Source organism: Rhizobium sp. PRIMUS64 (assembly GCF_023006465.1).
Classification (GTDB): domain Bacteria; phylum Pseudomonadota; class Alphaproteobacteria; order Rhizobiales; family Rhizobiaceae; genus Rhizobium; species Rhizobium leguminosarum.
This window is the reverse complement of record NZ_JALBGX010000019.1, coordinates 31,304-43,494: the sequence shown is the minus strand read 5'-3', so window position 1 is coordinate 43,494 and position 12,191 is coordinate 31,304. Positions and strand designations below refer to the sequence as shown.

Below are 12,191 nucleotides of genomic sequence, written 5' to 3'. Positions count from 1 at the left end.
ACACTTTTGAGCGACATGCATTGGCCGCGGCTGGCTTTGCACCTGCTTGCGATGCCACGATGCAACATCAGTGGACGAATTAACCCTACTGGCTTACCTTAATATCAGCATGCGCTTGAATACATCCGCCCCTATGCCATCGTAGCTTCAACGACAACACTTCTGGTTCCTGAAGCAGCTCGCCGGAACCGTGGCCCCGCCTTTCCCTGGAGAGGCTGGGTTGCCTTCAGAGGCCCCGAGCTAGATCGAATGGAGGGTATGCCATGAACAACGTCTTGGAATTTCGTCCAAAATGCCCGCATGACGAAAGTCTGTCCGACTGCCGGGAAGCGCTTGAACCGGCCGTGATGAAAATCGTCAGCGACGCCATCGGCAAGGGATACACGGCCGCGGAAGCCGCCATGGTGGTTGCCGATATCGCCGACGATTACATTCTCATGCTCTCGCGGCAACTGCAGCGTTGACAGGCTTTCCTGGCGCGCAGCTGTGCCTTCTTGATCCATCGCAGATACTGGCGCCGACGCGGATCGATGCGTCTTCGAGCGTGTGAACTTCCAAAGTCGACAAACGACAAATGACTTTGCCCGCTGACGACAGCCGGGAGCAAAGCGCCATCATACCTGCATGAGTGGACCGCGCAGCAACTGCAGGGGTAGCAGTAGGTACAGGAGACGAGACCTGCCGCGCGATCCGCCGGCAAAACCCCTGATATTGTCGGAAGTTCCCCGGCAGAGATACGACGCCACGATCCCGGAAATTCCGCCGGGGATGATCGACAACCTGCCCGGGCACGTTGCGACCGTCACACCGATAAGCTCGCGCTGGGCGAAAACCGACAGGCTCATTAGAACGCCAACGAAAAACCCCGCCGGAGCAGGGCTTTCAGCAGGTCCAAGTGGAGCAAGCCGGAGATTCGGCCCACGTCTTAAACAAGATCGATCATGTCAAAACCCGGCAAAAGCACCTCTTTCGCGAGCGTTCACGGCGCTGCTCTGTTCCGCTCAATCTTTGAATCATTGCCGTAATGTGGCGTGTATTGATCACCTGCGACGTCTTCCGCGACCCTCGCCATCTAACGCCACCTCGGCTGCCGCGGCGGAGCATTGGCCTGGATTTCATGGAGCGGCGCCCGAGAGCCGAGAAGTTTCTTCAGCTTCTTCTCCTCGGCCGGGCCGATCCCAAACTTGCGGCAATGTTCCGCAACATCGTGCTCTCGCGGGCCGGGAATGCGAACTTGGCGATTGCTCATGGTTTTCATGACCGTTTCCTCCTGAGAGGAAAACCAGCAGGCCGCCGTTTTGTTCGTTAGTGACGCCTAAAATTTAGCTGTCTGGTTTGCTTCGGTTTTGGGGCGAGCATGAGTATCCGTCTGCCGGGCGCCACGGCGGAGCCTAAAGGGGTCACCAACGGGTTCCATTTTCATCAAACGAAACAGCGCCATCGCGACCGCAATAGTAGGCTATCTGTAGAGCACGAGATGCATCTGCGCACGGCACACCCAAGACCGGCCGCCGAATGACCGGCACCACCCATCAATTGATCTTCAACCAATGCCGCAGCGCCGCCACCGCGCCATCGCTCGCATAAGCGATCATCCCGCCGATCGTCAGGCCGGCGAAGGCAATCAGGCCTGAGATGCCATAGCCGATCGTTTTCATCCGTTTCCACTCTTCAACCGCCGGCCCGACCGCCTCCTGGTTCTTCTCGACGGTCTCCTTGAGGCTTTTGATTTCCTCGCGGATCTGCGCATCCGCACCGCCGCTGATCGCCACCCTGGTATCGAGATGGGCGATCTGCCTGGCCTGTTCGTCGAGCCGCTGGTGGATCACGGCGCGGCTATTGTGGGCATTGGCCTTTTCGTCGCTGACCTCCTTGCGCAGAAGCGCGACGTTGTCCTCGATGCCTGTCAGCCTGCCCTCGACGCGCCCGAGAGCGCGGAGAATATCGTCATTGGATGTCATCTCTCAGCGCTCGACTAGGGGTAAAATTTCAGCTTTTCGGATTGTGGCAAGCGGCCGACAAATCGCAAGATCCCATGCAGCGTCGGATGGACATAAGACGTGGTATCGAGGTTCATGCCGTGAGCCAGCAGCGCGGCATTGTCCTGGACGTTGGTGGCGAATATCTCCTGCACCTTATAGTCGGCCGTCCCGTCGCCATTGTCGATGCGGCCATAGGTGTTTCTCGACGTCCATTGACCAGGCTGATATTCGAACATGATGCGGGTGCCGTCCGGCACTGAAGCCGGCAGCTTGATCGTGTCCCACGTCGTCACGCCGTCCTGATTTCCAGGATGCCCGACGACGTTTCCGAGCGGAAACATTTCAGCGGCCGACGACTTCGTCGGATCAGTGTCCGCCGTGAAGGCAAGCAGCTGATCGATGACCGGTCGTCAGACCCAGCTGGCGGGCTTTCAGCAGCACATTGAGGTAATGCATCTGCTCGAAAAACGTCATCTGCGTCCAGTTCATCTCGAACCTGACGCGTTTGCCCGATTTGTCGGTGATCCAATAGAGGTTGTTCAGCCGCCAGCGCCAGTCGGAAAACTGGTCAACTGCCGTTTGGAAGTCCGCGCGTCTTACCATTGATATCTTCCAGCAACTGCGAAACCTCGCCGGTCACGACGCCTTGGTCGGGCTCGACCTTGGAACCGTATTTCTTCGGCTTCAGCTTTTCGGCGACCCATTGGCGGGTGGCGATGCGGAGCTGCGACCGCCGGATGGCCTCGCCATTCTCCTGCCAGCCGGTGGTCTCGCCGCTCGCATTCTTCTTTTCGATCCAGTCATTGCTGCGGTCGTCGGCAATCTCGACCATCTCGTCGACAAAGCCGTCGGCCAGGATTTCGCGGGCCAGCGCATACCGCGCCCGAAAGGCCGCCTTATCGTCGTCGGCGAGCCAGGACAGCACGGTCGACTTTGACGGCATATCCTCATCCCGGCAGATCGACCGCAGGCTTTCCCTGTCAGCAATGCGCTCGCAGATCTTCTCGGCCAGCGCCTGGCTGAACTTGGTCGGTCTTCCCATGGGGCGCGGCTTCTGGAAGGCTCAGAACAGCGCAATGATGTTGGATGCGGTGGTCCCGGTCAGCGCCACGATGGCGGCATGAACAGGCAGGATCGTTCCAGCCGGCACGCTCTTGAAGATGACAGGATCCATGTCACGACGCGGCGCAATGGCAACATCACCGGCCGTGCCGATGTAAAGCGCGCGGGCTCCGACGATGGCGGTATCGTTCGGCGTTACCGCCGCTGCCCGGGAGGCCGGAGCAATCGAAGGGTCCATTGCAGTTCTCCTTGGAAGAGGCGAGCGCTACCCTGCCCGATCCCTATGTGATTGAAGATGAGAGGTCAGCCGGAAAAGGATGGGGATCAAGGGCGATCCGAGGAAGCGGACCGGACGTCTGAGATGACCGGTTCTCAAGCCTTGGCGAGTGACGCAAACGATTGAAGGGGCGGCGCCGATTTTATCGACATCACCTCTGGACTCAAATTTCGCAGCTTGGATTTACGGTAGTGATAAATGATCTGCCAGGGGGTGATCAAGGACTAATTGTGGGTCTCGCGCCAGTTCGAAAACCGAGGCTGCTCGATCAAGTGGGCGCCAGAATGCCATTCGCTGCAGCGGCAAGTTTGGCAAAACGTCCCTCCGCTCTCCCTCATCCCAGGCCTTGAGCCTAGGATCCATTCCGCTTCTGATGGAGACCAACGTGGGTCCTCGGGTCAAGCCCGAGGATGACGGAGCAAGAGGTGGGCCGTGTGACAAATCCGCAAGCCTTAGCAAGTGGCGCGTACGATCAGCCGGCGGCGCCGACTTGGTCGACATCACCTCTGGACTCAAATTTCGCAGCTTGGATTTACGGCAGTCATAAACGATCTGCCAGGGGGTGATCAAGAGCTTCTAATCGCGGTGCGCGGTTAATTTAACTCCGCCGAACCCGACCCAATCGGCGGCAACCCCCCTCACCCGCTTTGCGAGCCTTCAGGTCCGGCGTACAATGAGCAGGCTGTTGATCAAATGGCGGAGAAGTTCAGTGAAAACCACGAGACTTTTTCTGTGCCTCGTCGCTTTTCTCAGCGTCACGCTCGCTGGAAACCCGGCTGATGCCGACGAACGGGTTCACTTCGAAAGCGCGCCCGTAAAGCTCAGCCCGTTTCGAATAAGCAAGGCTAGAGAACAGGGAGAAATTATTTCTCAACCGCAAGGCACACCCCTGCTGGGATATTTGTCCCGCCCGGAGGGTGATGGCCCCTTCCCGGCGGTCGTCCTCCTGCATGGATGCGAGGGCATGCGGTTGAGCGTCAAAGACCTTTGGCCGAAACGGCTGGTTTCGTGGGGTTACGTCGTGTTGGTCGTCGATAGCTTCACTACCCGCAACATCAAGGACACGTGCCAGGGTTCTCTCCCCGATCGCCTCTTCGACGCCTATGGGGCTTTGAATTTTTTATCGAAACACAGCTTTGTCGATATCAGGCGCGTTGCCTTGATGGGCTTTTCAACCGGCGGCACGGCGACGCTGGAGGGGACAAAAATCGAAGGCAACGAACAGCTCATGGACCACAAATTCAAGGCAGCGGTTGCCTACTATCCCCTCTGCGCGGCAAGTCAGGGTGACGCGACGGTGCCGACCCTGATTTTGAGTGGCGAACGAGACAATTGGAGCCCGGCTGACCGATGCCAGAAGAGGCTTGCCCGTCTGAGTGACAATGGCCCGCCCATCGAGCTCAATGTCTACAAGGGCACTTACCACGATTTTGATGCTCCGGAGTTTAAGGTGGGAAGGCGGGTGTTTGGTCACATCGAAAAATACAATCCAGACGCCGCAGGAAAATCCATCCGCAGCGTTCGAACATTCCTTCAAACGTACCTCTCGAACTAAAGCCCGAGCTTTGTCCGCATGAGCGCCGATACTGTTGAAACACGATGCCCGGTGTTATGGTGGATGCTCGCAAGAGGAGCGAGCGGATGATCTGGATCTACTCTGTCATCGGCGTCTTGAGCGGCGCGCTACTGATCGGCCTCGCGATCTGGGTCGGCATGTCACCATCATTATCCGACCGAAAATCGTGGCTGCCGGAACCGAGTGGAAACTCCGTAGAGCCGAACGATTCGAGTATTGCGGGATCGGGTAGTGACTTGGCTTAGATCTGCGGGAGATTGAGCGTCGGCTGCGAGTTTTACACCAACGCACCCGCATTCTCCGTCATTCCAGGCCTTGAGCCTGGAATCCATGCCGACCGGCCGCGGAGGCACTACCGCGTGAGCATCGCCTTCAGTCGCTGTTGCAAGGCAGGAGGTTCGCTAGACATTCGAACCTGACCGAGCGCATACCGCATGGCAGGCGTGAACGGCAGCCAATGCTGCAAATGATCCAGCAATTCATCCGACATCATGTCTTCGAGCGGGCCGGCGCCCATTTGACCGAGCGCTTTCTCGTGATCAGGTAATCTGGCTTGCTCGACAATGGCGAGAACGCGCTTCAAGACGCTCTCTCTCGAATCATGCAGTAAAATCGTCGACCAATACCATTCGCCAGGATCTGCGAGATAAGCCTGCACATAGGCTTCAGCGCTAACCGGTGGCTTTCCGACAGCCGTCACATCCGGCAGCCACGTCAGATCCGATGCGAGCGCGCTGCTTGTGAACGGTTTGGCCGCTGGAGCGTCGGCGGTGTGGCTCCCCGAGCGCGGGTTGCTACGGTTTTTCTTGGTCACTTTGGCTTTCCATTTCGAAAGCACTCTGCATCAGCAAATGGTTGTCCGCAACTCAACTCCGCTATCCCCGGCCACTCGACGCGCCATCCGCTGCGCCGGCGGCAAGTTTGGCGGAAACGCGCCCCCACCCTCCGTCATCCCAGGCCTCGAGCCTGGGATCCATGCCCGTGGCTGATGGAGGCCGACGTAGATCCTCGGGTCAAGCCCGAGGAAGACGGAGCAAGAGGCGAACTCCCCACCAAAACAAATTAGCCTTGACTCATCAATTAGCATAGGCTATTTATTTCCTCATGATCGAAGCCGCTTCCATCACCACCGTCATGCGCGCCCTTGCCGATCCCACGCGGCGGGCCGTGTTTGAGCAGATCGTCAATTCAGACGAAATCACCGTCGTCGAACTGACGCGGGCAAGCAGCGTCACGCAGGGCGCCATTTCTCAGCACCTCAAGGCGCTGAAGCTGGCGGGCCTGGTCGCCGAGCGCCCCGAAGGCCGGAAGGTCTATTACCGCGCCGAGCCGGAAGGCCTGGAGCCCCTTGTCGACTGGATGAGCCATTACGGCGTCTTCTGGCGCGACCGCTTTGCCAATCTCAGAACATTGCTGAAGGAAATCGATCCATGAGCGACGCCGCATTGAGGCCCGACACGCAAGAGATCGTGGTCGACGAGGTCTTCCCGCATCGGCCGGAGACGATCTGGAAAACGCTGACCACGGCCAATCTGATGGGCCGCTGGCTGATGATGCCGGCGGGCTTCGAGCCCGTGGAAGGCAAACGCTTCACCTACCAGACGACGCCCGCCGGCGCCTGGGACGGCACCATTTACTGCCAGGTGCTGGAAGTGAAGCCGAACGAGCGTCTCTCCTATGCCTGGAAAGGCGGGCATGAGGGAAATGCCGGCTACGGCTCCCCGCTCAACACCGTGGTCACCTTCATCCTGTCCGAGGTCGAAGCCGGCACGCGGCTTCGCCTCATCCATTCCGGCTTCGTCCTGCCGAGAAATGAAACCGCCTTCCAGAAGATGGGCGAAGGCTGGAAGAAGGTCGTGAAGAACATCGGCGCCATCGTCGGCGAGACGGACTGAGGCGACCGACATCGCGCTTGCCGACGCAGCGTTTTATTCGGCGGCGCTTCATCAGGAGAGAGATATGAGCAAGCCTTACACCGGCGGATGCGCCTGCGGTGCGATCCACTATGAAATCTCGGCCGAGCCGATTGCGATGAACGACTGCCAGTGCCGCGATTGCCAGGCGACCAGCGGCACCGGGCACGGATCCTACCTGACCTTCCCGAGCCGGCAGGCAGTGAAGCTCGAGGGCCAGGCGACGCATTGGGAGATGGTCGCCGACAGCGGCAACGTCAAGACGCGCGGCTTCTGCCCCAGCTGCGGCGCGCCCGTCTATCTGACCTTCTCTGCCATGCCCGATCTCTTCACCATTCACGCCGCCAGCCTCGACGATCCCACCCGATACCAGCCGCAGATGGTGACCTACACGCTGCGCGGCCTCGGCTGGGACCGGGTCGATCCGGCGGTGCCGAAATTCGAGACGATGCCGCCGATGTAGAGTTGGGGCAGCGGGCCTGGCAAATGGTGCGATCGACGGCTGGGTCGCCGTGTGTCAGTGAATCCGATGCCCACCTGACCTGGCGCAGGCGATGCCAGGAGATGTCAATTTCCGGCAAGACGCTCGATCGGCTCGGCCAGGTCGAGCCAATGCGGGCGATTGCCCCACCAATCAACATGATCCGGCGTCTAAACATCTAAAGCTGGCGGACGGTATCAGCTGGCAATGCAGAAATTCGCCTCGGCCTGCGCGTCCTGGTGAAACTTGAGGCAAGGGCGTTCTTAGCCCCGCCGCCTCCCCCATTCGGCATGGTGAAAAGGCGCCGTGCAGCAGCACGGCGCCGGTGCATCACGCGCGCGTCATGCGGCGATGGAGGGATAGTCGGTATAGCCTTGGGCGCCGCCGCCATAGATGGTCGCCGGGTTCACCTCCGCCAGCGGAGCAGCGGTCTTCAGTCTCTCGACGAGATCAGGATTGGCGATGAATGGCCGGCCGAACGAGAAGAGATCCGCTGCGCCCTCCGTCAATCGCAACGTTGCGCGGTCGAGGTCGTAGCCATTATTGGCAATGTAGGTGTTTGCGAACTTGGCCCTGAGCTCCGCGTAGTCAAAGGCAGCAGCCTCATTGGGCCCGCCGCGCCCAGCTTCGACGACATGGAGATAGGCAATCCCCATCTGGCCAAGCTTCTCGGCGATATAGTTGAATTGCGCCTGCGGATCGCTCGAGGTGACGCTGTTGACCGGCGAAATCCGCACTCCCGTCCGCTCGGCGCCGACCTCGGCAGCCACGGCGGCAGCGACTTCCAATATCATCCGGGCGCGATGTTCGACCGAGCCGCCATAGGCGTCGGTGCGGGTGTTGGAGCCGTCTTTGGCAAACTGTTCCAGCAGGTAACCGTTGGCGCCATGGACTTCGACGCCATCGAAGCCCGCGGCAATCGCGTTGGCGGCGGCGCGACGGAAATCGGCGATGATGGCCTGGATCTCATCCAGTTTGAGCGCGCGAGGTTCGGACACGTCGACGAAGGCATTGTTCACGAAGACCTTGGTCTCAGCCTTGATGGCCGATGGCGCGACCGGCGCCTGCGCATTCGGCTGCAGATCGACATGCGAAATACGACCGACATGCCAGAGCTGCAGGAAGATGTGTCCGCCTTTGGCATGCACCGCGTCGGTGACTTTCCGCCAGCCGTCGATCTGGGCTTGCGTATAAATTCCCGGTGTATCCTGGTAGCCCTGCCCTTCCTGCGAAATCTGCGCGCCTTCCGAGATGATCAGGCCGGCTGTCGCCCGCTGGGCATAATATGTCGCGGCGATATCGCCCGGCACGAAGCCGGCGCCGGCTCTGTTGCGGGTCAAGGGCGCCATCACGATCCGATTCGCGAGCGTCAGGGCGCCGAGTGTGTAGGGTTCAAAAAGTGCGTTGTCAGTCATTTCGTTTCTTTCGTCAGGATTTCGGGGGTCTCTGTCACATCTCGGAGTTTCGCGCCGGAACACGGCACAGGCCGGCCTTGCGACACAGCCTGTGTTGGTGTGACGGCGCGTTTCCGCGGGAAGCGCTACGAGGCGGCTCGATAGCGCTCTGCCGGCTCAGACTGCGAAAAGCCCGGGATCATCGTCTGGCGCGCGGACTGATAGGCGTCCCATTGGGCGGCATCGTGCAGCGGCGGGATGGTGACGGGCTCGCGCTTGTCGAAGCCTGCCAGGGCGGCGTCCACTAGTTCGCCCACTTCCATCACGCCGGAGAGCGTGTTGACGTCGATGCCGGAAAGCTCCCAGATCTCCGTCCGTGTCGCCGCCGGCAGGACCGCCTGGACGTAGACGCCTTTGGGACCGAGTTCGAGGCTGAGCCCCTGGGAAAGGAAGGTCACGAAGGCTTTGGTGGCGCCGTAGACCGTCATTCCGAATTCCGGGACGAGTCCGACGACCGAGGAGACGTTGACGATGGCGCCCGAGCCCGCTTCGACGAAGCGTGGCGCAACGGCGCTGGAAAGGCGGGCAACCGCCGTCGTGTTGAGCGCGATCAGCTGGGCGATATCATTGACGGGCTGATTGACGAACGTGCCTTCGAGGCTCGTGCCGGCATTGTTGACGAGAATCCCGATCCGATGATCGTCGCGCAGACGGGTTTCCACCGCCGCAAGCTCATCGGATTTGGTGACATCGGCCTGCAGGATGTCGATCGTTACGCCGGTTTCCTCGCGAAGTCGCGCCGAGAGAGCCTCCAGCCTTGCCTTATTGCGGGCGACCAGTACGAGATTGTGCCCACGACGGGCGAAACGGTCTGCATAGGTCGCTCCGATACCCGAGGAGGCGCCGGTGATGAGGACGGTGGGAGTGTCGGTCATTGTCTTGTTCTCTTTCGAATGAGCGTTATATAATTATGATGACGATCCTAATTACGGGTTTAAAGTGATGGCTATCATAAAAAAGTCAATGGCAGAGAGGGAGAAATCTCAACATGAAAATCAGCCGTGAGCAGATGGCCGAAAACCGCCAAAGGATCCTGGAAGTCGCAAGCCGGCTGTTTCGGGAGAAAGGATTCGAGGCCGTCGGCGTTGCCGAAGTGATGAAGGCCGCAGGCCTGACGCATGGCAGCTTCTACGGTCATTTCAGCTCGAAGGACGACCTGATCGTCCAGGCGCTCGCGCATGCGCTTGGCCAGCGCAATGGCGCGTCACTCCCGCTTGGCGCCTATATGGAAGAGTACCTGTCGCCGCGCCATCGCGACAACAGGGCCGGTGGCTGCCCGATTTCCGGACTTGCCGCCGACACGCTGCGCCAGACGCCTGAGGCCCGTGCGGCGGTGACGGAGGGTGTGCGGGCGCAGATCGACTGGATGAGCGAGAAGGACGAAGGGCCGGACGCCGACCGCCGACGCCGGGCAATCGCCAACTGGTCGGCGATGGTCGGGGCAACGATCCTCGCTCGCGTCATAGTCGATCCCGCCCTGTCGAAGGAAATATTGACGGAGACGCTGGCCTGGATCGATGACGGAGCCGACCGACCTGCTTCGACACCGGCAAAAGCCGAATGAGGAAATGCCACGGTCAGCGGCCGTGCCCCGCCGCAGTTGTCATCCCATCGCCGGATCCAAGATCCTCGATGCCGACCTGCCATAGGTGGGCAGCCGTCGGCTGAGCGTCCAGCTCCATTTCGGGCATTTTAGTCCCGATCGTAGCTCGGCCGCCAGCCGCGGGTCATGCCGCCGCCCATGGCGCCTTCTGCCAATATCAACTGCCGGCGCAAATGTCGGACGTCCTCCAGCAGCGTGCCTATTGCGGCCCGCATATCGCCATTGTGATAGGCGACCACCTCGGCAAGCTCATTTTCGACCGGCCGCGACGATGTTTCGGCTTCCATGGCGGCGCTCAAGAGAAGATGCCCGCCATTTTGAGTTTGCCGCAGAAGCTCGCTATGGCTTTCGCGACGCCCTCGCTGCAGGGAAACTTGAACGGTCGCGTGGCCTCCTCGGTCAGAACCGGCTCGCCGGTTGCGGCGTCACGGCCGGTGACATGCTTCGTCAGCAGGATGCCACAGGCCTCGCCGGCGGCCTCGTCGATCGCCATCTGGACATCGCCAAGATAGGTATCGCTGGGGATGTCGATGATGAAGGCGGTGAAAAATCTCACGCCGCGGCTCCCCGCCACAGCCTTGACCAGGCTTGCATGCGCCTCGGAGACCTCAATCTCCTTCTCCGGCGGCCACATTACATCACTTGCGGGCCACGCATCATCTTCCACGGCTTCGCCGATCGGCTGCTCACGCATATCCGCTCTCCATATCTTCGGTTTTCAGATGGCGGCCGCCGCGCCGATGTTCTTATTATGTTCTGATAACGAAGAGTGTCAAGACGGATGTTTTGCTGTGAGCGACCTTTCGGGCAACCGCCAGAGAATGGGGCATGATCGAGAGATCTGCACCACGCTTCGGCCCTGTCTTAAACCCTAATGCTTGAGCACAACCTTGCCCGGGGCTCCGGCTGCGACCGCATTCTGCGCCGCACCGATCTCCTCCAGAGTGAAGGTATGGGAAATCGGGATGACCAGCAGGCCGCGCACGGCAGCATCCAGCACGGCGTCGAGCGTCGCCGCCTCGGTGCGGTGGAAGAGTTCATGGATGGTGACGCGGCCTCCGGCATTGGCGCCTTCCGGCACCGGAACGATGCTGGCGACCGTGCCGCCATCACTGATATGGCCGATGAGATTGCCGGCCACCGGCCCGGCGGCACTGATCCCATAGGCAAAGCTCGGGCTTGCGACGGGGAGCGTGATGTCAAGCGCTTCGCCGGCCAGGGCCTGGCCTTCGCTCAGCCGCTCGGGACGGACGCCGGCCACCGGCTGGGCGCCGATCTGCTTGAGATATTGGATGGCGGAACGGCCGACGGTGCCGAGGCCGCCGGAGACCAGAACCCGGTCACCAGCCTTGACATCAAGCGCCTCGACGGCCTGGCGCCCGGTCAGCCCGGCCTTGACCAGCGATGCACCCGCTTCGAAGCTCAGGCCAACCGGCAGCTTGGCGACGGAGGTGGCGGGAAGCACACCATATTCGGCATGGGCGCCTTTGCCGTTTGCCGCAAAATCGGCGACGACCCGATCACCGACCGCAAAACCGGTAACGCCGTCGCCGAGTGCCGAGATGGTGCCGGCTGCGTCGCCCCCGAGCACGGCCGGCAGCGGAAGCGGGATGAACTTGGCCATGAAGCCCTGGCGGAGAATGAGGTCGAAAGGATTGACGGCGGATGCCTCGATCTTGATCAGGATTTCGCCTGGTCCGGGCTTCGGCGTCGGGATATCGCCGATTTCGAACTGGTCGACATCGCCGTAGGATTTGAGAAGGGCCGCTTTCATTGTGGTCTCCAGATTTTGTCGTCGCGCTTGGGCGTGAGACCAGGCTGCCGGCTGGCAGCCCGGTCTCGG

At 60.6% G+C, this 12,191-nt stretch carries 17 protein-coding genes and 2 pseudogenes; 7 read left to right on the top strand and 12 right to left on the bottom strand.

The features are described from left to right. The first annotated feature begins 263 nt into the window (after positions 1-263). Complete coding sequence (locus MOV76_RS10840) at positions 264-464, top strand: hypothetical protein (RefSeq protein WP_018241119.1); 201 nt, start codon at positions 264-266, stop codon at positions 462-464. Between the two features lie 608 nt (positions 465-1,072). Here MOV76_RS10840 and MOV76_RS10835 read toward each other — a convergent pair. The 6 genes and pseudogenes from MOV76_RS10835 to MOV76_RS10810 all read right to left on the bottom strand — a co-directional run bounded on the left by MOV76_RS10835 (position 1,073) and on the right by MOV76_RS10810 (position 3,282). Beyond that, positions 1,073-1,258, bottom strand: coding sequence for a hypothetical protein (locus MOV76_RS10835; RefSeq protein ID WP_018241117.1), 186 nt, complete (start codon positions 1,256-1,258; stop codon positions 1,073-1,075). 274 nt (positions 1,259-1,532) lie between these two features. Further along, the gene (locus MOV76_RS10830) at positions 1,533-1,961 is read right to left on the bottom strand and encodes a DUF1515 domain-containing protein (RefSeq protein ID WP_113542617.1); all 429 of its coding nucleotides are present in this window, start codon (positions 1,959-1,961) and stop codon (positions 1,533-1,535) included. A gap of 14 nt (positions 1,962-1,975) precedes the next feature. After that, positions 1,976-2,386 (bottom strand): annotated as a pseudogene (locus tag MOV76_RS10825) (hypothetical protein); the annotation flags it as partial. A 1-nt stretch (position 2,387) separates the two neighbouring features. Next, a pseudogene (locus MOV76_RS10820) lies at positions 2,388-2,585 on the bottom strand (terminase); the annotation flags it as partial. Further along, on the bottom strand, positions 2,551-3,024 hold the full coding sequence (locus MOV76_RS10815) for a terminase small subunit protein (protein ID WP_130759453.1): 474 nt from the start codon (positions 3,022-3,024) through the stop codon (positions 2,551-2,553). The gene MOV76_RS10815 and the pseudogene MOV76_RS10820, both read right to left, overlap by 35 nt. A gap of 21 nt (positions 3,025-3,045) precedes the next feature. Continuing rightward, positions 3,046-3,282 (bottom strand): hypothetical protein, encoded by a 237-nt coding sequence (locus tag MOV76_RS10810; RefSeq protein ID WP_018449515.1) that lies wholly within the window; start codon positions 3,280-3,282, stop codon positions 3,046-3,048. A gap of 712 nt (positions 3,283-3,994) precedes the next feature. On the opposite strand from MOV76_RS10810, the gene MOV76_RS10805 reads away from it, so the two are divergent. Both MOV76_RS10805 and MOV76_RS10800 read left to right on the top strand, forming a co-directional pair. Next, positions 3,995-4,876: a dienelactone hydrolase family protein gene (locus tag MOV76_RS10805; RefSeq protein ID WP_050565095.1), complete on the top strand. Its 882-nt coding sequence runs from the start codon at positions 3,995-3,997 to the stop codon at positions 4,874-4,876. 86 nt (positions 4,877-4,962) lie between these two features. Continuing rightward, positions 4,963-5,142, top strand: coding sequence for a hypothetical protein (locus MOV76_RS10800; RefSeq protein WP_245510096.1), 180 nt, complete (start codon positions 4,963-4,965; stop codon positions 5,140-5,142). A gap of 107 nt (positions 5,143-5,249) precedes the next feature. Here the strand turns inward: MOV76_RS10800 and MOV76_RS10795 are convergent, their stop codons facing one another. Next, the gene (locus MOV76_RS10795; protein ID WP_247264503.1) at positions 5,250-5,711 is read right to left on the bottom strand and encodes a hypothetical protein; all 462 of its coding nucleotides are present in this window, start codon (positions 5,709-5,711) and stop codon (positions 5,250-5,252) included. Positions 5,712-6,001: 290 nt separating this feature from the next. Between MOV76_RS10795 and MOV76_RS10790 the strand changes: the two genes are divergently transcribed. From MOV76_RS10790 to MOV76_RS10780, 3 genes are all read left to right on the top strand, one after another. Beyond that, positions 6,002-6,331: a helix-turn-helix transcriptional regulator gene (locus MOV76_RS10790; RefSeq protein WP_247264502.1), complete on the top strand. Its 330-nt coding sequence runs from the start codon at positions 6,002-6,004 to the stop codon at positions 6,329-6,331. Further along, positions 6,328-6,792 (top strand): SRPBCC domain-containing protein, encoded by a 465-nt coding sequence (locus MOV76_RS10785; protein ID WP_210067108.1) that lies wholly within the window; start codon positions 6,328-6,330, stop codon positions 6,790-6,792. The genes MOV76_RS10790 and MOV76_RS10785 overlap by 4 nt, the downstream gene beginning before the upstream one ends. Before the next feature lie 64 nt (positions 6,793-6,856). Continuing rightward, positions 6,857-7,273, top strand: a complete 417-nt coding sequence (locus MOV76_RS10780; RefSeq protein ID WP_168297816.1) for a GFA family protein — start codon at positions 6,857-6,859, stop codon at positions 7,271-7,273. Positions 7,274-7,632: 359 nt separating this feature from the next. On the opposite strand, the gene MOV76_RS10775 is transcribed toward MOV76_RS10780, so the two are convergent. Both MOV76_RS10775 and MOV76_RS10770 read right to left on the bottom strand, forming a co-directional pair. Further along, complete coding sequence (locus tag MOV76_RS10775) at positions 7,633-8,706, bottom strand: alkene reductase (RefSeq protein WP_112906242.1); 1,074 nt, start codon at positions 8,704-8,706, stop codon at positions 7,633-7,635. Positions 8,707-8,831: 125 nt separating this feature from the next. Next, on the bottom strand, positions 8,832-9,620 hold the full coding sequence (locus tag MOV76_RS10770) for an SDR family oxidoreductase (protein WP_113542609.1): 789 nt from the start codon (positions 9,618-9,620) through the stop codon (positions 8,832-8,834). A gap of 113 nt (positions 9,621-9,733) precedes the next feature. On the opposite strand from MOV76_RS10770, the gene MOV76_RS10765 reads away from it, so the two are divergent. Continuing rightward, positions 9,734-10,309 (top strand): TetR/AcrR family transcriptional regulator, encoded by a 576-nt coding sequence (locus MOV76_RS10765; protein WP_131605189.1) that lies wholly within the window; start codon positions 9,734-9,736, stop codon positions 10,307-10,309. A gap of 128 nt (positions 10,310-10,437) precedes the next feature. Here the strand turns inward: MOV76_RS10765 and MOV76_RS10760 are convergent, their stop codons facing one another. The 3 genes from MOV76_RS10760 to MOV76_RS10750 all read right to left on the bottom strand — a co-directional run bounded on the left by MOV76_RS10760 (position 10,438) and on the right by MOV76_RS10750 (position 12,122). Beyond that, entirely contained in the window at positions 10,438-10,635 is a 198-nt protein-coding gene (locus tag MOV76_RS10760) for a hypothetical protein (protein ID WP_026188308.1), read from the bottom strand. Positions 10,636-10,643: 8 nt separating this feature from the next. After that, complete coding sequence (locus MOV76_RS10755) at positions 10,644-11,042, bottom strand: hypothetical protein (protein ID WP_247264501.1); 399 nt, start codon at positions 11,040-11,042, stop codon at positions 10,644-10,646. 177 nt (positions 11,043-11,219) lie between these two features. Further along, positions 11,220-12,122, bottom strand: coding sequence for an NADP-dependent oxidoreductase (locus MOV76_RS10750; RefSeq protein WP_247264500.1), 903 nt, complete (start codon positions 12,120-12,122; stop codon positions 11,220-11,222). Positions 12,123-12,191: the final 69 nt, after the last annotated feature.

Excerpts from the sequence above, each read along its gene's own strand:
- MOV76_RS10770 (WP_113542609.1), bottom strand. The coding sequence starts at position 9,620 with ATGACCGACACTCCCACCGTCCTCATCACCGGCGCCTCCTCGGGTATC.
- MOV76_RS10790 (WP_247264502.1), top strand. The coding sequence starts at position 6,002 with ATGATCGAAGCCGCTTCCATCACCACCGTCATGCGCGCCCTTGCCGAT.
- MOV76_RS10840 (WP_018241119.1), top strand. The coding sequence starts at position 264 with ATGAACAACGTCTTGGAATTTCGTCCAAAATGCCCGCATGACGAAAGT.
- MOV76_RS10800 (WP_245510096.1), top strand. The coding sequence starts at position 4,963 with ATGATCTGGATCTACTCTGTCATCGGCGTCTTGAGCGGCGCGCTACTG.
- MOV76_RS10810 (WP_018449515.1), bottom strand. The coding sequence starts at position 3,282 with ATGGACCCTTCGATTGCTCCGGCCTCCCGGGCAGCGGCGGTAACGCCG.
- MOV76_RS10815 (WP_130759453.1), bottom strand. The coding sequence starts at position 3,024 with ATGGGAAGACCGACCAAGTTCAGCCAGGCGCTGGCCGAGAAGATCTGC.
- MOV76_RS10755 (WP_247264501.1), bottom strand. The coding sequence starts at position 11,042 with ATGCGTGAGCAGCCGATCGGCGAAGCCGTGGAAGATGATGCGTGGCCC.
- MOV76_RS10835 (WP_018241117.1), bottom strand. The coding sequence starts at position 1,258 with ATGAAAACCATGAGCAATCGCCAAGTTCGCATTCCCGGCCCGCGAGAG.
- MOV76_RS10780 (WP_168297816.1), top strand. The coding sequence starts at position 6,857 with ATGAGCAAGCCTTACACCGGCGGATGCGCCTGCGGTGCGATCCACTAT.
- MOV76_RS10775 (WP_112906242.1), bottom strand. The coding sequence starts at position 8,706 with ATGACTGACAACGCACTTTTTGAACCCTACACACTCGGCGCCCTGACG.
- MOV76_RS10785 (WP_210067108.1), top strand. The coding sequence starts at position 6,328 with ATGAGCGACGCCGCATTGAGGCCCGACACGCAAGAGATCGTGGTCGAC.
- MOV76_RS10830 (WP_113542617.1), bottom strand. The coding sequence starts at position 1,961 with ATGACATCCAATGACGATATTCTCCGCGCTCTCGGGCGCGTCGAGGGC.
- MOV76_RS10765 (WP_131605189.1), top strand. The coding sequence starts at position 9,734 with ATGAAAATCAGCCGTGAGCAGATGGCCGAAAACCGCCAAAGGATCCTG.
- MOV76_RS10750 (WP_247264500.1), bottom strand. The coding sequence starts at position 12,122 with ATGAAAGCGGCCCTTCTCAAATCCTACGGCGATGTCGACCAGTTCGAA.
- MOV76_RS10760 (WP_026188308.1), bottom strand. The coding sequence starts at position 10,635 with ATGGAAGCCGAAACATCGTCGCGGCCGGTCGAAAATGAGCTTGCCGAG.
- MOV76_RS10805 (WP_050565095.1), top strand. The coding sequence starts at position 3,995 with ATGAGCAGGCTGTTGATCAAATGGCGGAGAAGTTCAGTGAAAACCACG.